19 protein-coding genes are annotated in these 24,366 nt (G+C 37.6%); 9 read left to right on the forward strand and 10 right to left on the reverse strand.

The window, feature by feature from the left end:
* Window positions 1–21 precede the first annotated feature (21 nt).
* The 6 genes from G4Z02_RS02570 to G4Z02_RS02595 all read right to left on the reverse strand — a co-directional run bounded on the left by G4Z02_RS02570 (window position 22) and on the right by G4Z02_RS02595 (window position 5,905).
* Complete coding sequence (locus G4Z02_RS02570) at window positions 22–1,221, reverse strand: MFS transporter (protein WP_258878299.1); 1,200 nt, start codon at window positions 1,219–1,221, stop codon at window positions 22–24.
* 24 nt (window positions 1,222–1,245) lie between these two features.
* Window positions 1,246–1,659 (reverse strand): hypothetical protein, encoded by a 414-nt coding sequence (locus G4Z02_RS02575; protein WP_258878300.1) that lies wholly within the window; start codon window positions 1,657–1,659, stop codon window positions 1,246–1,248.
* An 87-nt stretch (window positions 1,660–1,746) separates the two neighbouring features.
* Window positions 1,747–3,096 carry a TrkH family potassium uptake protein gene (locus G4Z02_RS02580; protein WP_258878301.1) on the reverse strand — a complete coding sequence of 450 codons (1,350 nt, stop codon included), beginning with the start codon at window positions 3,094–3,096 and terminating at the stop codon, window positions 1,747–1,749.
* Between the two features lie 98 nt (window positions 3,097–3,194).
* Entirely contained in the window at window positions 3,195–3,881 is a 687-nt protein-coding gene (locus G4Z02_RS02585) for a hypothetical protein (protein WP_258878302.1), read from the reverse strand.
* Window positions 3,882–3,981: 100 nt separating this feature from the next.
* Window positions 3,982–5,109: a glycoside hydrolase family 16 protein gene (locus G4Z02_RS02590; RefSeq protein ID WP_258878303.1), complete on the reverse strand. Its 1,128-nt coding sequence runs from the start codon at window positions 5,107–5,109 to the stop codon at window positions 3,982–3,984.
* Window positions 5,110–5,233: 124 nt separating this feature from the next.
* The gene (locus tag G4Z02_RS02595) at window positions 5,234–5,905 is read right to left on the reverse strand and encodes a DUF3159 domain-containing protein (RefSeq protein ID WP_258878304.1); all 672 of its coding nucleotides are present in this window, start codon (window positions 5,903–5,905) and stop codon (window positions 5,234–5,236) included.
* Between the two features lie 143 nt (window positions 5,906–6,048).
* On the opposite strand from G4Z02_RS02595, the gene G4Z02_RS02600 reads away from it, so the two are divergent.
* The 5 genes from G4Z02_RS02600 (at window position 6,049) to G4Z02_RS02620 (ending at window position 11,948) form a co-directional block, all read left to right on the forward strand.
* Entirely contained in the window at window positions 6,049–7,284 is a 1,236-nt protein-coding gene (locus tag G4Z02_RS02600) for a cation:proton antiporter (RefSeq protein WP_258878305.1), read from the forward strand.
* Between the two features lie 77 nt (window positions 7,285–7,361).
* On the forward strand, window positions 7,362–8,663 hold the full coding sequence (locus tag G4Z02_RS02605; protein WP_258878306.1) for a hemolysin family protein: 1,302 nt from the start codon (window positions 7,362–7,364) through the stop codon (window positions 8,661–8,663).
* A gap of 94 nt (window positions 8,664–8,757) precedes the next feature.
* Window positions 8,758–8,973, forward strand: a complete 216-nt coding sequence (locus tag G4Z02_RS02610; protein WP_258878307.1) for a hypothetical protein — start codon at window positions 8,758–8,760, stop codon at window positions 8,971–8,973.
* Window positions 8,960–9,142: a hypothetical protein gene (locus G4Z02_RS02615; RefSeq protein WP_258878308.1), complete on the forward strand. Its 183-nt coding sequence runs from the start codon at window positions 8,960–8,962 to the stop codon at window positions 9,140–9,142. Before G4Z02_RS02610 ends, G4Z02_RS02615 begins: the two co-directional genes overlap by 14 nt.
* Before the next feature lie 82 nt (window positions 9,143–9,224).
* Window positions 9,225–11,948: an HD domain-containing phosphohydrolase gene (locus tag G4Z02_RS02620; RefSeq protein ID WP_258878309.1), complete on the forward strand. Its 2,724-nt coding sequence runs from the start codon at window positions 9,225–9,227 to the stop codon at window positions 11,946–11,948.
* 34 nt (window positions 11,949–11,982) lie between these two features.
* Here G4Z02_RS02620 and G4Z02_RS02625 read toward each other — a convergent pair whose 3' ends face one another.
* Window positions 11,983–13,869 carry a GGDEF and EAL domain-containing protein gene (locus G4Z02_RS02625; protein WP_258878310.1) on the reverse strand — a complete coding sequence of 629 codons (1,887 nt, stop codon included), beginning with the start codon at window positions 13,867–13,869 and terminating at the stop codon, window positions 11,983–11,985.
* 22 nt (window positions 13,870–13,891) lie between these two features.
* Window positions 13,892–14,815: a hypothetical protein gene (locus G4Z02_RS02630; protein ID WP_258878311.1), complete on the reverse strand. Its 924-nt coding sequence runs from the start codon at window positions 14,813–14,815 to the stop codon at window positions 13,892–13,894.
* Window positions 14,816–14,998: 183 nt separating this feature from the next.
* Here G4Z02_RS02630 and G4Z02_RS02635 point away from each other — a divergent pair, with 183 nt between their 5' ends.
* Window positions 14,999–16,564 (forward strand): sensor domain-containing diguanylate cyclase, encoded by a 1,566-nt coding sequence (locus G4Z02_RS02635; RefSeq protein WP_258878312.1) that lies wholly within the window; start codon window positions 14,999–15,001, stop codon window positions 16,562–16,564.
* A gap of 42 nt (window positions 16,565–16,606) precedes the next feature.
* Here G4Z02_RS02635 and G4Z02_RS02640 read toward each other — a convergent pair whose 3' ends face one another.
* Both G4Z02_RS02640 and G4Z02_RS02645 read right to left on the reverse strand, forming a co-directional pair.
* Window positions 16,607–18,127 carry a PDC sensor domain-containing protein gene (locus tag G4Z02_RS02640; protein ID WP_258878313.1) on the reverse strand — a complete coding sequence of 507 codons (1,521 nt, stop codon included), beginning with the start codon at window positions 18,125–18,127 and terminating at the stop codon, window positions 16,607–16,609.
* 42 nt (window positions 18,128–18,169) lie between these two features.
* Window positions 18,170–18,697 (reverse strand): hypothetical protein, encoded by a 528-nt coding sequence (locus G4Z02_RS02645; protein ID WP_258878314.1) that lies wholly within the window; start codon window positions 18,695–18,697, stop codon window positions 18,170–18,172.
* Window positions 18,698–19,108: 411 nt separating this feature from the next.
* Between G4Z02_RS02645 and G4Z02_RS02650 the strand changes: the two genes are divergently transcribed.
* The 3 genes from G4Z02_RS02650 to G4Z02_RS02660 all read left to right on the forward strand — a co-directional run bounded on the left by G4Z02_RS02650 (window position 19,109) and on the right by G4Z02_RS02660 (window position 24,283).
* Window positions 19,109–20,458, forward strand: coding sequence for an MATE family efflux transporter (locus G4Z02_RS02650; RefSeq protein WP_258878315.1), 1,350 nt, complete (start codon window positions 19,109–19,111; stop codon window positions 20,456–20,458).
* A 38-nt stretch (window positions 20,459–20,496) separates the two neighbouring features.
* Window positions 20,497–21,159: a lipoyl(octanoyl) transferase LipB gene (gene lipB, locus G4Z02_RS02655; protein WP_258878316.1), complete on the forward strand. Its 663-nt coding sequence runs from the start codon at window positions 20,497–20,499 to the stop codon at window positions 21,157–21,159.
* A 163-nt stretch (window positions 21,160–21,322) separates the two neighbouring features.
* Window positions 21,323–24,283 carry a hypothetical protein gene (locus G4Z02_RS02660; protein WP_258878317.1) on the forward strand — a complete coding sequence of 987 codons (2,961 nt, stop codon included), beginning with the start codon at window positions 21,323–21,325 and terminating at the stop codon, window positions 24,281–24,283.
* Window positions 24,284–24,366: the final 83 nt, after the last annotated feature.

Below are 24,366 nucleotides of genomic sequence, written 5' to 3' on the forward strand. Positions count from 1 at the left end.
TAGAACTAAAACGCAATCATTTCAGGACTCTTTTACACGCAATATCATTGGAAATAACAGAGCAGGTACTAATAGAAGCAATGCCGTAAATAAATACATTCCTTCTATTCCTACAAGGAACGTAGCGCCAACCATTAACGCACCACTTAGTAATTGGCCAATCGCATCCAATTGTCCGAACCCCGAAAGAACAGTGGCTTTAATACGAGATGGTGTTGAGCGAATTAATATCGTATTGAGTAAGGGGTAAGTTGCTTCACGATTGATGGTAAAGAACATAAAACTAACGACAGCAATGTATTCAAATGGTAAAAAAGCAAAGAGTACGATTCCAACAATCATCATAATTGTAAAATTGAGGGCCCATAGTACGACATGATGACCTTTTGTAATGTATTTCTTAACAACATGTAAAACCACATATCCGATAATCGCAATTATCGCATTAATTATAGATAAGATCCAGATTGGCGCAATATCAAAGTAATCGCGCATATTCAAATTGTTCAAAATATACCGTTCATGGGTCCGATCAATACCTTCGCTATATAGTCCAAGAAATAACATAATCACAACCATTATTTTTAAAACCTTATTTGTGCGAACGTGGGATAAAGCATGACCTAGTTGTGAAAAATATAGAGTCCAGAGTGGCTCATGGTGGGGATGTTTGACAAAGTGTTCTTCGTTCATTAAAGCAATCGCAAAAAGTCCCATAAAGATGAATAATCCTCCAGCAAATGCAATCGCTAGTCGAATGTCAAACATTCCAATAACGGCTGCTAAGACAATCCCAAGGACACTAAACAATTTATGCATTTGAGCTCCGGAAATCAATGTTTGTTCAATGTTTTGATTCCCTGTTTCATCACTAATCCAAGAATCCAACGCACCACTGATAAAGGTATATCCTAACCCCCATATGATTTGCGATAATACAATCACAAGGAAAAATGTCGTAAGGATCTCAACAAAGAACCCTAGACCAATGATAAATAATCCGATGATTATACTTAACCGTCTACTTTTCAAATCGGCGACAACTCCCGTTGGTACTTCAAACAAAAAGATAGCGATTTCTAATGCACTACCTACTAAAATCAGCTGGTAGATTTCTAGATTCGCCACATCAATTCGATAGATGGCCGTAGCCATGAATGACATGTTAAATGCGAGTCCCATGACACTACGGAGAATTATATATAGTTTTTTGGTATTCATAGGTGAACCTACATTCTTTCTTTGTTATCGTATTAACGACAACCCTAAAATGGTAAAAATTACTACGGTGAATACATGGATGACTGCAAGTCCCCGTTTTGGAACTTCTTTTTTACTGAACTTAGTAATGATGATCTCAACGAACATCATTATGAGGGCAAACACTGGAAGCAAATACAAGCGGTTCGCATCACTTGTTGTCATTAATGTCCCCCAATAGGAAAAGTAGGTAAACACTTCTACAACCGTAATAATCAGCATGGCAAGCATATATCGTAATCGTTCTATAAGCATGTCCTTTGGCATAAATAAATGAATCACACCTAGGATGATTGGTGTTAATCCAAGCGATAAAAAAATCAAATATCCATCTAGTGCAAGTATAACTGATACGGTCGTAATCAACCAAAAGCTACCGCGTAAGATCCATTGTTTCATTGAGAATCCCCCATTCTTGAAAATCTACTATAAGTATACCAAACAATGTCCAAATATCCCAATAAAAAAAGCCCTAACGGGCTTATTTTAACCAATCATAATTTCTTCATCAGGGTAGGATATCGCAGTCGTTACCTGACGGCGTTGGGCAAGTGCCATAAATAAGGTTAACGGGCCAATCCGACCAACAAACATCGTAATTGTAATGACAAGTTTACCAACTACACTAAGTTGTGTTGTAATACCTAGTGATAACCCAACGGTACCAAAGGCACTGATGGCTTCAAAGACAATGACTTGCAAAGGCGCATCTTCGGTAATCGATAGAATGAAGATTACGGTGATTACCCATAACATTGCTAACGTAATAATCGCAAGTGATTTATTGACTAAATCACGAGGTAACTTACGATTGAAACTCTCGGTTTCTTTACGTCCTTTTAAGGTTGACACAATCGAGGCCACAATGACACCAACGGTGGTAACTTTAACCCCACCAGCGGTACCAGCTGTACCCGCTCCGATAAACATGAAGATCATCGTCATGACAATCGTACCAAGCATTAGTTTATCCATCGGTAATGTATTAAAACCTGCAGTACGTGGGGTAACAGAGTGGAAGAATCCACTAAGTAATTTACCACCAATGGATAAATTACCCATGGTTTCAGGGTTGTTGAATTCGAGTGCTAGAACAATGATGTATCCAAGAACCAATAAGAACGCCGTCATACTTATGGCAATCTTAGAATGCAAACTAAGTCGTTTCAAGCTTTTCTTTTCCAGTAGTTCGAAGATGACAACAAAACCAAGCCCACCAATTATAATCAACATCGCGACGGTTAATGTAACAACTGGATCATTGACAAACGGTGTTAAACTTTGAAAATTACCAATCAAATCAAAACCAGCATTACAAAAGGCACTAACACTGTGAAAGACACTGAGCCAAATACCTTGGCCAACGCCATAAATAGGGATAAACCTTGTCGCTAAGATGATTGCACCAATTCCCTCAACAACAAACGTCATGATTAAGATGTATCTTGCTAAACGAACAACACCACCAACCGTGATTTTATTCATTGCTTCTTGCATCACCACGCGTTGACGGAAGGTAATACGGCGCCCAATAATAAGGGCAAACAGGGTTCCCATGGTAATGATACCAAGACCCCCAATTTGAATTAATATTAAGATGACAACATGACCGAATGTGGTCCAATGTGTCAGCGTATCAACAACGACTAACCCTGTAACAGCAACGGAACTTGCAGCGGTAAATAAAGCATTTACAAAACCGACACTATCACCAGATTTACTGGCGAACGGTAAGTTCAACAACAATGCCCCAATCAAGATTACCAATGCAAATCCAAGCACTAATATCTCAGCGGTTGTCAAATGGATTTGTCGAAATTTACGAACTGCATTCATAATATGTCCCTTTCTCCCTGTTATTACATAACACACGCAAATTATACTGTTTTTATGGGCGTTTGTCAAAACTGTTTATAACAACTTGACACGATCCTCTACATCATGGATTCATGTTGTAAAATGGATTCCAACTCATAAACGGTATTGATTTGAGGATGATTAAAGGTGTTTTGCCGTATACCGGTCAAACAGACGTAATTCAGTCGTTCCATATCACTCTGTTTGGATAATGCGTTGATATATCGTTGATTTTCGGAAAGTGGACTTAAAAAACTACGTCGTTTTAGGTAACGAACATTGCCATATTGTTTCCGTCTTTTTGAAACGATATACCATGAATCACTTCTCGAATCGGCTTCTAAACGACCGAAGATATCACGAACGATGATGTGGTAGATTTTGGTATCGAAAGTAATAATAATGCTTTTTGTTTTGGTATCGTACTGATTTTCATTCCCATATCGTTTTAAACGATCATAAACGTATGCAAGATCCAGATAACCATGGAAGAAAGCTTCGTGTAATGGTATGTTGGATTCGCGGTAAAACACAGATGTTACATAGCGATAGCCAACAAACAAGTAATATCCTACAATCAGTATGACGATTATAACAGCAATCACTTGAATAAAATTAATGATGATAAACAGTGGTACTAGATAGGTATCATAATCTGATAAATATCGAATGATCATTGCTTTGCTAAATGAAAGCACAAAAAAAAGAACGACAATTTGAAGTAAGGTTTTATTGAAAAAGTAAAATCGAGTGTTCTTAGTCATTGTTTTATCCCCTTTATATAATGTCAACATCATTATACCATAGTGAAAATAAAAGTACTACCCTTAATAAGGTAGTACTTGAAATAGCTATTTTTAGCGATTAATCAGTATATTGATAGACTCTTACATAATCAATAAACATTTGAACTGGTTCATCGAATAGTGAATCTGGAGGTAAGATATGATTATCAAAATGACCACCCACTGCAAGATTTAAAATCATAAAGAAATCTTGATTAAAGGGTGCTGGGAACTCGTTTCCTTCAGAGTACCACTCCGTTGCAGTCCATACTAGGGTATCATCAATATACCAACTGATGGACTCTGAAGTCCATTCGACAGCATAGACATGGAATGTATCAATTCCTTCGCCTTGTGGCAAGTCATGATGTCCACTTTGATACACATTATTTGGCCATGATCCACCATAGTGGATAGCTCCTGAAGCGTCATACGGTAAACGACCTTTGGCTTCCATGATATCAATTTCACCACTACGGGCCCAACCACCATAGACGTTGTCTTCTGGCATCATCCAAAATGCCGGCCAAAGTCCATTGCCTAAAGGAAGTTTGATTCTCGCTTCAAAACGTCCATAAGTTTGGGCAAAGCGATCTTTTGTAACCAACTTAGATGAGGTATACGGAACGCCACCGAAGTCTTCTAATTTGGCTTCAATGACTAAGAATCCATCTTCCACCAAACTATTTTCTTCACGGTAGTATTGTTTTTCACTATTTCCCCATCCAGGGATGCCATATTCAGCTCCATTACCTTCTTGGTAATCCCATTTGTCCAAGTCGATCCCTTGGGCATTTGTATTCGTAGCATCGAGAAAATCATCACAGAATGTTAAGGTATATCCTTCTTTTTCTACATCACACATGCTAGCTAATTCGGTGACAACTAAGTTCCGCTCAAATGTCGCTTGATTCCCATCACTGTCTTTAACAAAATACTTCACAACAAAGGTTCCTTCTGTTGTAAGTGAGGCATTACTTAATGGAAGTTCCGTTAGGTTAGTGATACTAATATCTTGTGTTAAATCACCATCTTCTGTATCGGTAACTGTAAGTCCTTGAAATAAGTTGATTGAGTCATTTACAAGACCACTCAAATCACCAGTACTTTCAAATACAGGAGTATCGCCTTTATCCGTTTCTTCTTGTGGTTCACATGCCGAAAGTGTGATTACAACAACCATCAACATAAGTAGTAGTTTCTTCATATTATCCTCCAAATATCGTATTGTCGAAATCGTTTTCGACTTACCACCTTTATTATATCAAATCTACTAATATAGTCAACGAAAGCCTGTCGAAAACCATGTAAGTTAAGTGGAATTGGATTATTTAGAATCCTCTTGTTTGCCCTCGGTATGGTGGTTTCTTACCACTGATAAATTCATCAACACCGGGTCCACCTAATCGATGTAATGTTGTCACTCCATATACATAACTAATCACAAGAACAATGATTAGTACAGGATATCCCATGATTACATTGGCAATAATCAAATCATCGACAGATTGTTGGGTGTATAGATACAACTCAACACTTAATCGAATGATAAAAAAGCCTAACCAGAATATGGTGACGTGAGTATAGGCTGGTTTTACATCATCGCGGAAGAACCACTTGAGATCCCATCCCCTGGTAATATGAGATACCCATATAGCAAGGGGCTTGCCGAGAATTAACGAACCTGTAGTGATGATAATTAGTGTTGCAGTACCTATAATATCTGGAATAAAGAAGTTTGAGGCATTGTTATTGATGTAAGCAAACCCAATCGCAAGAATTACTGCTACTAATCCCCCAAATGCATACCATTTATTCTCGTTCTTGTACAATCGAAGACCAAGAAAAACGATGCTTAACAGTAACGAGCCCACCAAAGCCACGAGTAAAGAACCAAACGTATAGAGCCCATAAAATAATACTGGTGGAGCTAAAATATCCAGTGTTTTTCCAGTTAGGACAAGGGCCAACTCCTCATAGATTTCGTTGAGAAATGATTTCATCATATCACCTTATTTAAACAGATATCTATATTCTATCATAGGTCTATAACCTCAACTATTCTTATACTCAATACGATCGGTTAATATAATTGAAGTTCAATCTTAAGAGGAGTATACTATAAGTAGAAAATGAAGGTGATTTTATGCTATTAATTAGTGTTCCTACCGATTCCTATGCGATGCTAATTCTGAATGTAGGAGTTGTCTTGTTACTTGGTTTGATTTTCGGTCGTTTGGCAGAGAAAATACATTTACCGGATATTACAGGATATTTAGTTGCTGGACTGTTACTTGGACCTATCAGTGGATTTTTGACGACAACAGAACTGTCTCACATGAGTATTATCAGTAATCTTGCATTAGGTTTTATCGCGTTTCAAGTAGGAAATGAACTGTGGTTAGGTAAATTAAAAAAATCTGGAAAACGGATTGTGATTATAACCACCATTCAGGCATTGTTCACGACATTAGTTGTCAGTTTAATGTTGTTACTGGTTACCGATCCCAGTACCGCCATGATCCTCGGTGCGATCGCTGCAGCAACGGCACCAGCTCCGATTATGATGTTGATAAATAAATATCGTACAAAAGGACCCCTAACCTCAACCATAGTTCCGATTGTCGGTCTGGACGATGCGGTTGGTGTTATCGTCTTTGGTGTACTATTATCTCTAGGAGTTGCACTAGCAGGACAAAATGCATCGAGTCTAACGGTCTTGAACGTCATCGGTGAACCGTTGATGGAAATCGGATTAAGTATTGTGTTTGGTAGTGTGATTGGTGTGATTGCCGGTGTTGCTACCAGAACCATTACAAAGAATCAAGAAGCTCAAGTGAAACAACTAGATTTGATTATAATCACCGTTTTTATTACCGTTGGTATTGCGATGTTGTTTGACGCATCCCCGATTCTAACACCCATGATTGCCGGTGCATTTGTGACTAATCTAATCAATAAGGATAGCTATATTTTAGAAGAGGAAACGATTCGGTTTTTTATTCCACCAATTATGATTTTATTCTTTACCCTAAGTGGGGCTCAATTATCATTCTCTGTACTGGCTACAATTGGAGTTATCGGTGTTGTCTATATTATTGGTCGCACTATTGGTAAGTTTGGTGGATCTTATATTGGTAGTACTGTGGTTGCTACAGAACCAACAGTTAAAAAGTATTTGGGCTTTGCCATGTTACCACAGTCCGGTGTAGCCATTGGATTATCGATGGCGGCCTATCATGCATTGATTGATGTCAATCCTGATATGGCAGCATCGATCCAAAATATAACCCTGGCCAGTGTTCTTGTATTTGCACTAACAGGTCCAATACTTGTACGAATGGCGTTTAAACAAGCAAATGAAATGACCATTGAAGAGTAAAACCATCACACCATCTCCAATATTTGAGATGGTGTTTTTATATGTGATATAATAAACAAGTATGAAGGAGTGATTTGATGATTGGTATAGTATTGTTAATCATAGGGTTAACGGGTGTTAACGGATTTTTTGCTGCATCCGAGATGGCGTTGGTTTCGATTAGTCCTAGCCAACTCTATAAAATGAAGCGACAAGGTGTAAAACACATAGATTCATTGGAACTAGTAACGAAAGATTCTACACGATACTTGTCCACAATCCAAGTGGCAATTACGTTCGCGGGATTCTTATCCAGTGCATTTGCTGGAAGTTCTCTCAGTGGTCGTTTCGTCACATGGTTCTCAACGCTTGGAATTACCGTATCAAACGAAGTAATGGTGGTTGTTATCACCTTGATTTTATCGTATTTTATACTTGTATTTGGGGAACTGGTTCCCAAACGGATTGCCCTTGCCAAATCTAAATCCTTTGCCTTATTTAGTGCTCCGATTATTAAATATGTTATGATGTTGCTTCGCCCCTTTGTCTGGTTATTGTCCTTGTCTACATCGTTTGTTTTACGGCTCTTTGGCTTTGCTAAAAAAACATCCACAACGCCAATTACCGAAGCGGATGTAAAAGAAATGATTGTATATGGACATATTAAAGGGTTGTACCCATCAGAAGAAAAAGTAATGTTGGAACGAATCTTTCAACTCGATGACTTAACTGCAGGTATGATAATGACACCTATGCAAGAAATAGTATCGCTAGATTTGGATGATTTATCGGATGAAGCAGTTAGTACTGTTGTATCATCACGCTTTTCACGTATTCCCGTGTTTAAAGGGAATAAAACGGCAATTCAAGGATATCTTCTTGTCAAAGATATCTTGTTACGATTGGATGATCAAAAACTAGAAGAAATTGAGTTAAAACCACACATTAGACAACCTCTAATCATTGATAAAAACGTAACCATAAATATCCTATTATCGCAAATGCGAGATTTATCGATTCATATGGCCTTCATTGTCAATAAAGATGGACTAACGATCGGTATCGTTACCCTAGAAGACATTATGGAAGAAATTGTTGGGAATATCTATGATGAACACGACGATGACCATTTAAAAGAAACCTATCAAGAGCGTCTTACGTACATTATTGAGGGATCAATGACATTGGGTGAGGTCGAACATAAGATTGGTCATACGATTGGTGTGTCATCTCCAAAAACATCTAGAATATCGCAACTTATCAAAGACTCTTTAGGCTTTCTTCCTGAGCAAGGAGAGACTGCGAAGGTGCAATTTCCTCACGGTACATTTGAAGTTTTACGTGTGCAAAATATGGACATAACTCAAGTTCGATTGATCGTTCAATCATCAGAAGCATAACACATCATCTTTGATGCAAAAAATCAATAATTTTACTTCTGTAAGATGATCGTAATATGCTATAATAAAGATTGATAAAAGGGGCGTGAAGGTCGTGAAAGTAATACTAATTGTCTATGCTGTTATCAGCATTATTATCCAACTACTTGTTGGTGAATTGACAGGATTGGGACAAGGAAGTCTTGGTTTATTAACATTTCTCTTTCTTGTTGAAATCGATCCCCGTTTTCGTTTCCGTTTCATAATTCCCAATATCAAAGAACGACGTATTCAAGATCAAACAAAGGAGACAACTCATGAACAAAGTTAAAATTGTACTATACGCTTTAATCGCAATCGGATTTCAAGTTGGACTCGGATACCTGACTGGAAAAGGACAGGGTGGTATTGGGATGCTAACGTTCTTGATTATTATGGAGTTGGATCCAAACTATAGTTTTACCTATTTACTGGAACATAAAGATAAAAATAAGAAATGAACCACTGCTGGTTCATTTTTATTTTATGATAGTAAATCCCCTGTGGTATAATATAACATAGATAATTTGTAAAGGTGATACTATGCCCACAAAAAGAACTCTAAACGAGCAAAATTCAGTAAAATTCTTTAACACTTCCATCAATACGATGGATGATGGTGTTGGGATTCTACAAATAAACCGTCAATCAAACATGGTTATGTTTGATTTTAATGCGGTTCTTTTGTTTCGTTTTGATGGGTTGTATGCCGACGTTGAGTATGCTGTTCATCACAATAATATTCCTCGTGATTTTCAACAAATTCTACAAAAGATATTAACATCAACGTTACATCGAGAGTTTAATGTCGAATATTCTCATATAATTGAAGATGTGGACTATCAATTCAACATCAAACCAGAACAAACAAATGAAGATATGATAACTTGTACTGTGTTTTGTTACAACAAGTTACTAGAAACCGAAGAACACATTGATATGTTTGGTGATGTTGTTGGATCTGGATTAAGTATGTTTGCCGGTTCGACCTGGTGGCATGATTATGACAAAGGATCTGAATACTTCTACTCCTCGGATGTTAGTCCGAAGATTCTTGGTATCCCTCTAGCAACTAACAAAATGTATCAAGTCTCTGAATTTGGAAATGTACGTGATAAAGGACGGATTGTCTCGGAATTGTATGATGAAAGCATTGAACATGAAATTATGGCATTCCGTAATCTTCGCGACAATAAAACCGACTATTTCGCAGCGCGAACTCCCGTAGTAACAAAGGACGATAAAATTGTATGGGTTGAAGCATATGGGAAATGCTTATTACGATATCCCGATGGCACTCCTCGCTTTGTCATTGCAATCGATATTTACCTCACCGATATTTATGAAGAAAAAATTCAACTCGAACTGATTACTAGTTTAATTGATAAAGGTTTAATCAATTCAAACGTTGGTATTTGGTATCATCAGCGTCACTATTTGGAAGGAAAATATTACTTCACAAAATCCTATCAAACACTCATGTCTAGTGAACGAACGTATAAAGATGAAACGATAACTGATATCTTAGATGATCAAATCAAACGAATGAAGGCTGATGGTCGAGGATATGAGAAATATCTCCATGAGTTCCGATCTCTTCATAACAGCATCTATATGGACGGAATTGACAAATATAAAATTGTTATTCCAAACTATAAGGATGCCAACACATTTAACTGGATTGAAATCCGTGGTACGGTCATTGAACGGGATGACGAGGGACATGTATTATTATTTGTTGGTGTCAATGTTGATGTCACAGAGTCCTTTCTTCGCAATCGCGAACTAGAACGACTGCGAATCATGAATGAACGGTTAACACTAGCAGAGAATTTAGCCGTGCAAACTCGAGGATTAATGGTATGGTATCATGAAATTGAGCCGAGTCAATTTAACCAAAGGATTTATGGAAACGAAATGTTTCAACGACAACTGGGCGTGAAACGAACGGATGATGGCAACATCGACTTACATCAGCTTTGGCATACGCTTCTGAATGATAGTCCAGAAGCGATTCAAATGAATCAAGAACTCAAACAACGTTTTAATGACATCTATCGCAATAAGATTTCATCATTTCAAAATATTGTTGCCAAACATAAAAACATGGATACAGGTGAAATCAAATATATTGAACACTCTTGTGAAATTGCAGAATATCATACCGATGGCAGTATAAAACTCCTCGGTGGAATTCTTCTTGATGTCACAAAACAAGTACTAAATCAGCAGCGGATTCAATATCTTGCCGATTACGATACGCTAAGTGATTTATACAATCGTAATTACTTTGAGCGATACATTGATGAACGTTTACCCGATACGTACTCCATCTTGATTTTTGACTTGGATGGGTTGAAATTAATCAATGATGCGTTTGGTCACATCGAAGGTGATCGAATCATCAAACAACTAGCACAATTCTTAAAAAACACATTCTCTGATGCGTTGTTTATTGCACGTATCGGCGGAGACGAATTTGCCGTACTTACGGAGGATGTCGATTTTGATCGTGTTACCGATAAAGCCAATCAACTAGAAGCGGCGATTGATGCGTTTAATAATGAGTCCGATATTGAAATGAATGTCAGTAAGGGTGGAAAACAAGTCATCAACAATGACCTGACTTTCGAAAGAGCTTTTATTCAAGCTGAGAATATTATGTATCGGCGCAAATTAAACAATCGATCATCCCGCAAATCCAAAGTATTGGAATCCTTGATGGAAACCTTAAATGGTATCACCGGTGAAACCAAGGAGCACTGTGAACGAGTCAGCACCTTAGCGGAACAAACAATGCGTGGATTACATCGTATACGTTCGAGTGAGATTGAAGATATTAATTTACTGGGTATGGTACACGATATCGGTAAAATCACAATCCCTGATGGATTATTAAATAAACCAGGCAAATTAACAGACAGTGAATTTGAAATCGTGAAAAAGCACTCGGAAGCGGGGTACAAAATCATACGTAATATAACGTCAAGTGATGACGTTTGTGATGGCGTATTGTTCCATCATGAACGATTTGATGGTGGTGGCTATCCCCAAGGTTTAAAGGGCGAAGATATTCCCATATTCGCTCGTGTGATTGCCGTTGTTGATGCATACGATGCAATGACTCATGACCGGATATATCATCAGAAAATGTCTCAGGAAAAGGCAGTGCAAGAACTACTAAAAAATTCTGGTACACAATTTGATCCACAAGTTGTACATGCATTTCTAAAACATTGTCTTAATATTGAGCCTAAAAGTGATTAAGTTATACAATATACAAAAAGCCAAATAGTTTTAATTAACTATTTTTGCTTTTTTGTTGTTTAATATAAGAAATTGCATCATTGAGTGTCAATGGCTTTGAAAAATAATATCCTTGAATAATATCAACACCCATGTCGACTAATATGTCCAACTCATCTTTTGTTTCAACACCTTCCACTATGACTTTCTTATGTGATGTGTGGATCATATGAACGAGATCGGCAAGAATGTGTTGATAATCATCCTTTATAGAGATTTTCTCTAGTACTTGTTTATCAATTTTTACAAAATCTACTTCCTCATACTTGAGGTACTCAAAGGATGTCGCGCCGGTAGTAAAATCATCTAATGCAATATGGAAGCCATGCTGTTTTAATATGCGTAATTTTTGTCTTGTTTTATCATTAATGACAACATCTTCAAGAATTTCAAAGATAATGTGGTTTCCTTGAATACCTTGCGTTGTTAAAATTTCAATCAATCGTTCAATTTGAATATTTATTAAGGTATCAATTGCAAGATTAATCGAAACATGCAGTTCTAAATCTTCTCTTGCACCAAAAATCTTGCTCAAGGATTCTGCGACCATTTCGACCATATTAATATCTAGTTCGTACCCCATTCCATTACGATTAACCAGCGGTAGAAATGTCCCAGGATTAATGATGCTGTCCCCAAGATTCCATCGAGCGAGCGATTCAAATCCTTTAATCGTACCATTTGACCAATGTAACGGTTGAAAGAACGGTTGAATTTGTCGGCGCTCGATGGCCGTAATAATCGAATTTTTCAAAAGAATCCTGTTTGCCGTTACTTCTTTCGTATCACAAACCATCGGTCTTTGTCGATATCCAGAACTATCGGCACACAAATCGATGGCTAAATTAATCTTTTGTTCAAAGTCGAGAATTCCAACATCGGTTTCAACGATTCCCATGGATAGGATTAGATGATGCTGACGACTCCGATTGTCGATGAACGGTTCGAGTAGCTGCTGACGAAAGATTTCCAAATCCTCTAATGCAAACATGTTGCGTTGATGCAGAAGGATGGTAAATTCATCTCCACCAAACCGATACATACGTTTCTTACCACATATCGATTTTATCCGATTAGCTAGTTGAATTAATAAATCATCACCTACATTATTCCCATATACTTCGTTTATAGATTTAAAGTTCTTTATATCCAAATATACAACTCGAAACTCCTCGGGGTTGAGCTGTGCGATGTCTGTAAACAACGATGCACGTGAACGTAGTTTAGTAAGATTATCGTAATTGGCATAAAACTCATTTTTACGAAGTACTCGTAAGAGAAATAATGATAATCCCAAAAACAGTATTGTAACAATGATAATCATGACGTTAAAAGCGGATAGTGATTGATATCCGGAAAGATATGTCTTTTCATATGTCACCATCAATTGGTATAGTTCATGATCAATTTCATATGTTTGATTTAATAGCTGGTCCAACGCATCATCATCCGTAGGATCGGCTATTACGCTATTCGCGTCAGCGATATAACTATCTATCATGGGATTAATGGTATCTAGATGAGTTATGATGACGGAACTATCAGCGGCGTACAGACCGGAGGTGTCATCACCATCTGTCAGCATTGTCATGGTTGCATCATACTTGTCGAGTTCTTCATTCATCATTTCTTGAACTTGAGTCACAGCAAACAAATCATTGTCAGCGTGCTTATCATATAGGCGTTGTGAAAGGTCTGCGATCAAAATGGTTCGCATTCGTTGTGTTTGTACAAGATTATAGCTAAGTCCATAATAATCCATATCATCATTTTGATTGGCTGTGTAGATCGCACCAATAATAATTGGAATAATGATGAGGGTAATGGTGATGATGTACTTAATGGTAATTGTTAATGATCCAAACCACTTCCACAATCGCATTGTTTATTCTCCTTCTAATTGATTATTCAGAATCGTTTGATTTTTTATCTTGTCCAGGAGGAGTTTTTTCTACCGTGCTTGTAACATCGCCTTCTGTAATTTTATACGAGTAGATAAAGTTTCCATCTTCATCCACGGTCTCATCGATTTTGGCCGTTCCTTCAATATCATCAACAATGTAATCCAGCTTATAATGCGTACCTTCATCGGTTGTTTCAGCTTTGAAATTATAGTAATTTTCACCGTCTTGAATTTCGACCTTAAAGGACCCTTCTTCTTGTTTCATTTCTACCATAACTTGTGCCTGTACACCATCGATATCTTTGTCCACAGTAAGTAAGGATTTGCTTTCACCGTCTTCTTCTTTCTCCTCATAATCTATGGTAATAGAATTTCCTTCATTGGTAGCTGTCAAAACAAGATTACGCTTTGTTTCGCCCTCTTCTTCTTTTAAATGATCTTCAATAACGAGTTCATAGGTGGTTTCCCCATGGATCAACACACCCTCATATGAGTCGTTTTCTTCGTCATAATTATAGTAGACTGTATAACTCTCCCCTTCAACATCATAGGTAAACATGATCTCATAATCCGGGTTATCTGAAGTTTCTTGGACATCAACGTCAATTGAGTTAATTCCGTCTTCTAAGAAGACTTTAAACTTATCTAAGTAAATATTAACATAGCCAATTTCACCCTCCACTTTTGTCGTCGTCGTATCCGGTTTCACAAGGTTAATAGTCGATAGAAACATTGGTTCATAGGAGGTTTCGTCCTCCTCATTAAGTGCTACTTCCGCATCGATAAAACCACTTGACACATAACTAAGTGAGGCCACACTCGTATTGGTAGCCATTGGTGTTTCACTGACTGCGGTAGTACCACAAGCTACAATTATCAAAACAATTAGGGTTGTAAAGCCTATTAATGAAATTCGTTTTATCATAATCGACACTCTCCTTCAATAATGATTCATCCTTCTACATTACACACTCGTAAAATGGTATATCTGCCTCTATAATTTCATTATACTCCGATACAACTTAAGATACCATTGTTTCTATAAACCATTTATTGTAATCTAGTTTATCACGTTTTATAATTAAGGTGTGAGATTCGAGGTGATTGTATGAGAATATGGTTCCGTAATACCAAACGTGGATTATTATATACAGGTGCATTAGTACTTCTTTTTGTGATAATCATTTTCACCAATGCGTATATACAATATAATATCTTTACTGACTCTATGAAAACCAGAGCAACGTACAATATGCAGCAAGATGTAGAACTGTTTAATGAGCGTTCAGAAGGCTTAACCAAAGACTTCTTCTTACTAAAAGAACTAATCTTAAATAATGAGGCATTTGCTGTCAGTGGAGATACTATTGGTTTTGTCTCTGAGGACCACAAAACGGATTTACAACAAGACTTTGTCGATTGGGTTGAACAAAATCCCCGTTATGATCAAATACGGATTATTGATGTTACCGGGATGGAAATTTTACGTGTCAATTGCAACTGTGGTGATACTATGATTGTCGATGACAGTGAACTGCAAAACAAAGCTGATCGGTACTATTTTCAAGATGCAGTAAACCTTGAAGACACCGCATTATATTTCAGTTCTATTGATTTAAATATTGAGAATGGTGAGTTGCAATTAATCGATGGTGAACCAGTACCAATGATACGGTTGGCATCGCCATTATACAACTCTCCTACAGAACAAGTGGGAATCGTCATCATTAATTACAAAGCACAGGATTTATTTCATTTGACGTCAACATTGACAAATAGCCTAACGGAATATGAAGTATTAAACGAAGATGGATACTTTTTATACTCCAGTGATAAAGATCGCGAGTTTGGCTTTATGTATGAGGATGGTACTACAAAAACCTTTGATACCTACTATGATATCGATCTTGTTCAAACAAATAATCAACTTTACCAAGAGATTCAGAAGGGAACACTGTATACCTATATCACAATCACATCAACAACGATGATGGACGCATTGAGTGAAACGTTGGAAAGAGATATTCCTATTACAATGAAAAATGACTATATTACTCTATTTACAGCGACTTCGATACGACAACAAAAGCAATATCAATCGTTAACTGAAACATTCACCTGGGTTTCAATTTTTGGCATCTTAGGAATGATTATTATTGCACGACTCGCAGATGAAATCTACTATGTTCGAGAGAAAAATATAGCCATGCTTCGTTTCACAGCAAACCACGATGCTTTAACAACACTACCCAATCGAGAGTTCATAATGAAACGGATTCAATACTTAACAAGTCGCCAAGAGGCTTTTACCGTATTGTTTGCGGACTTAAATAAATTTAAAGCAATCAATGATACATTTGGTCACGATGTGGGAGACAGAGTCCTAATTGAATGTGCCAAACGATTTACCGAATCGGTTCGTGAGGATGATATTGTCTCACGTCTTGGTGGAGATGAGTTTATCATCGTCCTTCTTCATGTTGTTGATATTCACGTAATTGAACGGATTATCCAAACCATTAAAAACAATATTAAAAAGCCCATGTCATTTAACGATTGCCATTGTGACGTTGGGGTCTCCATCGGATACTCCATCCAAGATGGTTCGAAAGAAGGCAAAGATTTGGTTCACGATGCCGATGAAGAAATGTATCACGACAAACAAAACAGATAGAAAAAAGCACACCCAACATTTGTGGTGTGCTTTTAATATGTGTTATTGTCGATATGTCAAGGCGATAATTAAGGTTGTCGCAATGCTCTCTAAGAGTTGCTGTTCCTCGGTTTCAAATGGTCCAATATCCTCATCTGGTTTCTCATTGATATAGTACACTGAAATACAGCCGACAATCCCGTTTTGTGATTCCAAATCAACCGATAACTTCCAAGGGGTTGTCTCAAATACTTGAGAATAGAAATCTTTGTCCTTGTAACGAATGTGAACCCGTGCATCCTCTGGATATTTCATCGCTTGAACAATCGCTTTAGCCGTGCCATCCAAGATGGCATCAATTTTATTTTCTTTATAGGCAAGATACGTCACCTGATAGAGACAGTTCATCTCATTAATTCGCTCCGTCATCGTATCCATGTTTTGATTAATGGTATCCACCATCTCATTCAAGACACCAGATATCTGCACAAACTCTTTTGATCCTTCCTCTAAGAAGCGAAAGTGACTGGTGATGTTGGATTGTTTGTAGTCTTTAATTTCTTGTTGGATTTCTCCAAGCGGTTTTAAGACGATAAACTCTTGTACGACCAACATTGCTAAAATAAGGAGTAACGTTATTCCGATAAACAGGGTTCGAATATTGGTTACTTTCGCCATGATAATATTACGAATTCCCGCATCAGTAATCAAATGCACCAATCGAATCGATGTTCCCTCAACAGGTGATACAATGGCTACATAATTCGTTCCTTCAAGTTCCACTTCTTTGGTATCAAATACATTGATTTCTTCCACAAAATCAAGTCCTTCATAGACATCATTTAGAGGTAAGATTTCAATCGAATCATCCTCGTTGATTAGGACTGCCTTGTTACCTTGTGTATAGATAAATTGTCCTCGAGACAAGTTATCAACCTGTGTGAAGTTTTCCATGTACGAATCGAGATTAATATCAATGCCAACGACACCAACAAAATTGTTCCCAAAGTCATATAATGTCGTCGACAAGGTGGAAAAATACGTTTCATTGGTTGGATGTTGTTCGATGTCATTAAACACAACATCGCCATCGTTTGCTACTGCACTGGTATACCACAAACGATCACGGGGATCATAATTAAAACCTTCTCCGGCAGGATGCGTATCCTGAATCGGGGCGGTTCGTACAAACGCACCTGTATCTTCATATCCGATGTAGATACTCTCGACGTTGCGATTGATTAACGCATAATCATACATCGATACAATGATATCTTCTTCACTTGGTGGTGGATCAAACGTAAATCCGTCATCAAATGCGGTAAGATAATTTGTAAAATCAGAAGAATCCGTATAGATCTCATTGGTTTGTTGGAATAAAAGGATGGAATACGCTAAATCGGTACGAAAATGTTCAATATTATTTTGATAAATGTCGTATTGTCCTCGCACTTCATCAATGTATTGATTGGTTTCAATGTTTATTAATAGAGGCGTAACAACAAGATATCCAATCAGTAAACTGAATAGGATTGTTATTACACCAAATATGGTTAGTTTTAGTCGTAAAGATAATGATAACATAACATGTCACTCCTACGTAATCGTTTGAAGAATATTCCCTTGCTACTCGGTTGTTATAAGTACAAAACTGACATCAAACTCGATGGATTTACCACAGATTGCCTCACAAGCTAACTCTGCGTCATCTACATTGACAAGACTTAAATCCAGCCCTTCATCAATTGCTTCTTGTTCATCAATTGGTTCGAGTAACTCTACGGTAAGTTTTACGGTCATGACGTCATTAATAATGGGAAGAAGCTTTACATTTAACTCATCCAAGATTGTAATTTGAACTAAGTTCGTATAGTCTTCTTTACCATCAATTAAGATATCAATTGCTTCAATCCGGATAAATCCGGTTGTTATGTCTTCTGAATAGGGTCTTAGTTGATATTCAAAGGTAACTTCTTCTACGTCATTTACAGCCATTGCTTGACCTTTCGGTACAAGAACACTATTGTCGCCACTGTTCCCAATGTAGACATACTCAATGTAAGGCGTGTCGGAAACCGGTATGATTTCTTCTGTCTCCGTTGGTTCACACGCCACTAGAAGTAGAAATAAAAACACTGTTACAAATCGCCACATGTGGTTCCACCTCAGTTTCTCTAACTCATAAGTACAATATAGTATTTATATTATAACATGATTCCTGTAAGTATACATATGATATTATAATCGACTACATTCTAAAAAAGAAGTTTTGACGCCTCTTTTTAATAATTTTTTAATAATTTAGTCACAGCAGTAATTGTTCTTAATCCTATATGGGGGGGATAACCTTTGTGATACTCCTAATCCAGATTCTGTCGTATGTTTATTCAGATGAAATGAATAATTACCAGACATTGTATAACTATACTTCCAAAGTAGAATTATTTCTTCTACTTCATTTGTGCAAGAGGATTTTCTTTGCAAAAAGCATCGGTTAATTGTAAAGAAATGTACATCGATATTTTCATCTAAATATCCACGCTATACTATACTTGAGGTGATGACATGGATATCGATTTAACAAAAGGCTCGTTGAGCAACCATTTTCGACGAATCAGTATACCCGCATCAATCGGGTTTTTGTTCAATACCTTTTACAATGTTGTCGATAGTATTTATGCTGGACAACTAGGTACCGATTCCTTAGCAGGAATGGCGATTAGCTTTCCGATTTTCTTTTTAATAATATCTATTAGTAGTGGGATAGGAAATGGAACTTCAGCCTTAAGTGCGATTGCAATTGGTGAAAAAGCGAAGGTAAGATTCCACAATATTGCGAAAAACGCGATTTTCTTAGCGATTGTATTTGGTGTTGTGTTACCGTTGTTATCTCCCCTATATTTATCCTTCTTATTTGAAATAACAGGTGCAACAGGACAAGTACTAGAGATTGGTTTGGAGTATACATCGACTATTCTAATAGGGACAGTGTTTTTTATTATCAACAATGTTCTAAATGGACTATTAAATGCACAAGGCTTATCAAAACCGTTCCGGAATTACTTAATTGCTGGATTCGTACTAAATATCTTGTTGGATCCGATGTTTATGTATGGTTGGTTTGGTTTACCAGCAATGGGTGTGCGTGGTGTTGCACTAGCGACCGTCATCATTCAAGGGTTTGGTAATATCTATTTAATGGTCCATGTAATCAAATCACGATTTTTTGAAGGGGAGATGTTCAAAGAGGCAAAAATCTCATTAGAGCCTATTAAAGACATTCTCGATCAAGGGATTCCTGCATCCTTAAACATGGCTACCATTGCTCTTGGTGTATACATCATCAATTACTTTGTGCTCCGCTATGGAGGACCAAGTTCTGTTGCAGCGTATGGCGTATCAATGCGGATTGAACAAGTGGCTTTAATTCCAACCATTGGGTTAAATGTTGCGGTGTTGTCAATCATTGGCCAAAATTATGGAGCGAAACAGATTGAACGAATCAAAGAAGCACGGTATCGAGGGATGAAATATGGGGTCATTATCATGTTAATTGGGACGGTTGTGATTGTACCGCTTGCTCCGTATCTCATTCGCCTATTTGATACCAATCCCGATGTCGTAGAAGCCGGTACAATCTACCTTCGTATCGAAGCGATAGCTTTTACAACTTATGTCTTTTTAAACATTAATGTATCGACGTTACAAGGAATTAAGAAACCTCGCTTTGCGATTGTCCTAGGGGTCTATCGTCAAATTCTCCCAATTGCGATATTTTATCTCCTCGGTACTACACTTGGATGGGGGATTTTTGGTGTCTGGTGGGGTATTGTCTTCATCAATTGGACTGCCGTTTTCATCTCCTTCTTATGGACCAATCGTCAACTCCATACTCTGTCGCTTCAACTCGAGTAAGATCAACGATTGTGTGATATACTAAAAGGGGTGATTGTATGGCATATAAAGTAATTCAAATCAAAGAACCAATTGGCTACCAAGAAGCCTTAGACATTCAAATGAGATGTTTTGATATGGTGGATCAACGTCAATATGACGGCATTTTATTGATTTTGGAACACAAACCGGTATTAACAATGGGAATCCGCACTGATCCGAATAACCTTTTGGTTTCCAAAGAATACCTAGAAACACACGGTGTCGAGTTGTATAGAAGCGATCGTGGTGGGGATATTACCTTCCATGGACCGGGACAGATTGTTGCCTATCCAATTCTCCGTTTTCGTGATTTTGGTTTGCGTTTGAGTGATTATATGCATCAACTTGAAGCTGTCATCATTGATACACTTGCCACTTATAACATAACCGGTTACCGGAAAGATGCTTTCCCTGGTGTATGGGTCGATGATACCAAGATTTGCGCCATCGGTGTTCATGCGAAACGATTTATCACCTATCATGGTCTAGCGTTTAACGTCACAACAAATAAATCTTATTTCGATTTGATTAACCCTTGTGGAATTACCGATTACACGATTAGTTCGATGAGTGATTTTTATTCAAATCCAAATATGAATGCCGTCAAGCAACAAGTAATCGACAGCTTTTCATCCATCTTTGATGTCACATTTGAACCAACTACATTTGATCAATTGTAAATAAGAGGACAAAGTCCTCTTTTATTTGGAATTTATCACTCGTAAAATATTTACTTGTCTTCAATATTTTGGTATAATATGTATCGAAATTAAACCATAAGCGGATAAGGCAGAGACACTATCTAGCGTGGGTAGTGTTTATTTTTTAAAGGGGGCTACAACAATGAATAAACGACGAGTACTTGTATTGTTTCTTAGCGTAGTACTACTGGTGGGACTGAGTGCTTGTAAAGACAACAAGACACCGGAAGATAACGACAATGATAATCCAACGACGGGGACAAGGATTGGTGAACTGTATGAAGACCTAGAGCGTTACGAAGAACGTTTGAATACCCTCGTTGGTGATGGGGATGTGGAAATGCATATACCCGATCGATATCGCATGGCGTATGATATTCAGTTTTTAAGTGAGACAACGTATGAGATTTATACAAGAGATCAGTTGATTGAACGACTAGAAACCTATACGCCTAATCAAATCGAAGGACAGTATCTAGAAAACTTGATTACGACACAACTGTTTGTGTCTACCGTGAAGGAACTGATTGCGGATGATTTGGATCAAGAAGTTGGTGTTGAATTTCATCCCGATGAGGACAATGAAGACTTAACCTATCGTTTCTTATTAAGCGATGAAGGCTATGTGATAATTGATGCGAAAAATCGCTTTATGAAAACCTTTATTAAAATCGGTATGCAAGATGATTTGTTGGATTACACCGAACTGCACTACCGTTTTGATGAAGATGATATTGCCACATTAGGCGACAATCGTTTACTCTACAACTACTTTAAGTTTGAAGAGGGACAAGAAACGGTGTTTATCAATAATCTTGAGTTTTCATCGTCGATGTCCTATACATCCCTTGAAGACAATCTGTATTTTACCATCGAACAAAGCAATAGCTTAGAAGGAGCGATTGGGGAGAGTGGCTATCACATTAGTTATTACAATGCTGAGGATTTACTCCAAGTCTATATGGATGTTGTGGATAATGACGTTGTCGATGCGACCTACGATGTATTTACCGAACATGGACTACTCTATCGTTACGAAACCAACTATGACTATGTTGATATGCAACGAATAGCAACAAATTTCATCCAAGCGACTGGATATGATTATGTCAAAATAGATTCCGCTCCTGGAACTCAGGAAGTGGAAGGCGTCTATCTCGATTCCGGTGAAGCACTTTATAACGGTTTCTTGAACTTTACCTACAATGACAACTACGCGTTTGCTTCTGTCAAACAACTGTTGGAACAAGGAGAACCGCTTACCGATGAAATTCTAAGTTTACAAAGTCTAGGAATGAACTTGGATCATCCAAAGGCTACGGCTTCCTATCTAAACTCGATATTGATTACCGATATGATGGATGTATCCCAAAACTTCACGATTGAGAATCTCGATTTCTTTACCGACACCCGTGAACAAGAATTATACAACTACTTGGATCCGGACATTCGTGCCAGTTTAGAAGGAACCAATGATCCCACCGTACATGAAGAACCAGAGGGTGACATTGATGAGTTCGAATCGATGATGAACGCTTTTACTACTGCATTTGAGGAAGAGCGTCAACTTGTAATCGAAGACCAGTTTGGTTTAGGTGAAACCATTACCAATACGAATGGGTATGCAAAAACATCGATTAGTTTAGATGACAAATATCTCGGTATGTACACCTATGGTTCATCTGCAGGACAACATAACTATTATGTTCGTCCCTACTATGGAAAACTCATTGGTCTAACTAGATACAATGCCGGTAATATCTACAATGCTGAAATCTTATACGCCACAGACAGCTCGGAAAACTTCCTTGATTTTCTGACGCGAACAACAAATATATTTACACCGTTAATGGGTGTCGAGCAGGTAACGAAAGTAAGTGATACTGAGTTTACGGTTGAGGGTAATTTTGATTTCCTTGGCATCAGTAGTGAAAAAATATTCTCCAACTCGGATTTTGCAGGTTATATTGATAGTGATGTGACCGCAACCTTTACCTTTGAAAGCGATCATTCCGGTTACGCAATTGATTTTGAAGTCGATGGAATCTACCACGAATACGGTGGTGTCGAATATCAATATGAGGGCGTACGAACCTATACGCTCGAACCGATTATGATGTTTGATCCAATTGCTGAGGAGAACAACTATATCAATCTACCGACATCAAAAGACGACATTATCTTAACTACTCCAATAGGAGTGGGTGGTTCGTATAGTATCGACCAACAACCACGCTATATGCGACTCGATCTTGAAGAGGGTATCTACAATATTCACATATCGCAAAGGGACTTCCAATACATCCTACAAATTCAAGATGAGCTAGGAAATGTTATCACCAATGAAGAAACCTTCCGTGTGGACGTTCCTGGAATCTACTATCTTGTTATTGAATCCGTATACCATGATAGCATTGGTATTATGGTCGAACAATCGAGTGTGAATCTCGATGACGTTATCGTATTACCCGAAGAACCAGGAAAACTGGCGATTGAGCTAGAAGCTGACGTATTAAAAATGATTCAAGTTCCAATAAGTAATCAAGATCGGATTCTGTATATCCACATTGATTTGGATGATTTCAATTATATTGAAGAGATGCGTCCAGGATTCGGGATGACGTTTGATCCGGAAGACAAGTTTGGAGCTGCTTGGGTACCACTGTATGAAACCGATGGAATGGTCTACTTGTACCTTAAAGCCAATGTTCCATATTTCTTTAACGTTGCGGCTGAAATAACCGATACCTACTATGTATATTTTGAGTTTATCGAACAACCTACTTCTGAGACAGCTATTGCGGATATCAATCTAGATAATATACTAGATCATCCTGGATTGTTTTTTAACGCATTTCAAGATACGATTCGCGTACACTTCACCATCACCGAAGAAACCACTTATGACTTCAATTATGAACGATTCTTCCTATATGGTGGTCTGGAATACAATCTGTATACAAGTGATGGGGGCTTTGTAAAAGATTTGAGTTTTGGATATACCGTCTTAACTCCAGGTGATTATTATATTGAATACGTAAACACTGAGCCTGATGACATTGCAGCGATTGTACCACACTTCATGGAGATGCCAACGGAATAACACTAATCAAAACCACAGAAAATTTTCTGTGGTTTTTTCATAAAATAATCACAACTATATGATATATTTTAATCAGAACACAG

Origin of the sequence: Candidatus Xianfuyuplasma coldseepsis (assembly GCF_014023125.1) — a bacterium.
Lineage (GTDB): Bacteria > Bacillota_I > Bacilli_A > Izemoplasmatales > Izemoplasmataceae > Xianfuyuplasma > Xianfuyuplasma coldseepsis.

Coding starts and splice junctions, on each gene's coding strand:
- G4Z02_RS02570 (WP_258878299.1), bottom strand. CDS start 1,221: ATGAATACCAAAAAACTATATATAATTCTCCGTAGTGTCATGGGACTC.
- G4Z02_RS02575 (WP_258878300.1), bottom strand. CDS start 1,659: ATGAAACAATGGATCTTACGCGGTAGCTTTTGGTTGATTACGACCGTA.
- G4Z02_RS02580 (WP_258878301.1), bottom strand. CDS start 3,096: ATGAATGCAGTTCGTAAATTTCGACAAATCCATTTGACAACCGCTGAG.
- G4Z02_RS02585 (WP_258878302.1), bottom strand. CDS start 3,881: ATGACTAAGAACACTCGATTTTACTTTTTCAATAAAACCTTACTTCAA.
- G4Z02_RS02590 (WP_258878303.1), bottom strand. CDS start 5,109: ATGAAGAAACTACTACTTATGTTGATGGTTGTTGTAATCACACTTTCG.
- G4Z02_RS02595 (WP_258878304.1), bottom strand. CDS start 5,905: ATGAAATCATTTCTCAACGAAATCTATGAGGAGTTGGCCCTTGTCCTA.
- G4Z02_RS02600 (WP_258878305.1), top strand. CDS start 6,049: ATGCTATTAATTAGTGTTCCTACCGATTCCTATGCGATGCTAATTCTG.
- G4Z02_RS02605 (WP_258878306.1), top strand. CDS start 7,362: ATGATTGGTATAGTATTGTTAATCATAGGGTTAACGGGTGTTAACGGA.
- G4Z02_RS02615 (WP_258878308.1), top strand. CDS start 8,960: ATGAACAAAGTTAAAATTGTACTATACGCTTTAATCGCAATCGGATTT.
- G4Z02_RS02620 (WP_258878309.1), top strand. CDS start 9,225: ATGCCCACAAAAAGAACTCTAAACGAGCAAAATTCAGTAAAATTCTTT.
- G4Z02_RS02625 (WP_258878310.1), bottom strand. CDS start 13,869: ATGCGATTGTGGAAGTGGTTTGGATCATTAACAATTACCATTAAGTAC.
- G4Z02_RS02630 (WP_258878311.1), bottom strand. CDS start 14,815: ATGATAAAACGAATTTCATTAATAGGCTTTACAACCCTAATTGTTTTG.
- G4Z02_RS02635 (WP_258878312.1), top strand. CDS start 14,999: ATGAGAATATGGTTCCGTAATACCAAACGTGGATTATTATATACAGGT.
- G4Z02_RS02640 (WP_258878313.1), bottom strand. CDS start 18,127: ATGTTATCATTATCTTTACGACTAAAACTAACCATATTTGGTGTAATA.
- G4Z02_RS02645 (WP_258878314.1), bottom strand. CDS start 18,697: ATGTGGCGATTTGTAACAGTGTTTTTATTTCTACTTCTAGTGGCGTGT.
- G4Z02_RS02650 (WP_258878315.1), top strand. CDS start 19,109: ATGGATATCGATTTAACAAAAGGCTCGTTGAGCAACCATTTTCGACGA.
- lipB (WP_258878316.1), top strand. CDS start 20,497: ATGGCATATAAAGTAATTCAAATCAAAGAACCAATTGGCTACCAAGAA.
- G4Z02_RS02660 (WP_258878317.1), top strand. CDS start 21,323: ATGAATAAACGACGAGTACTTGTATTGTTTCTTAGCGTAGTACTACTG.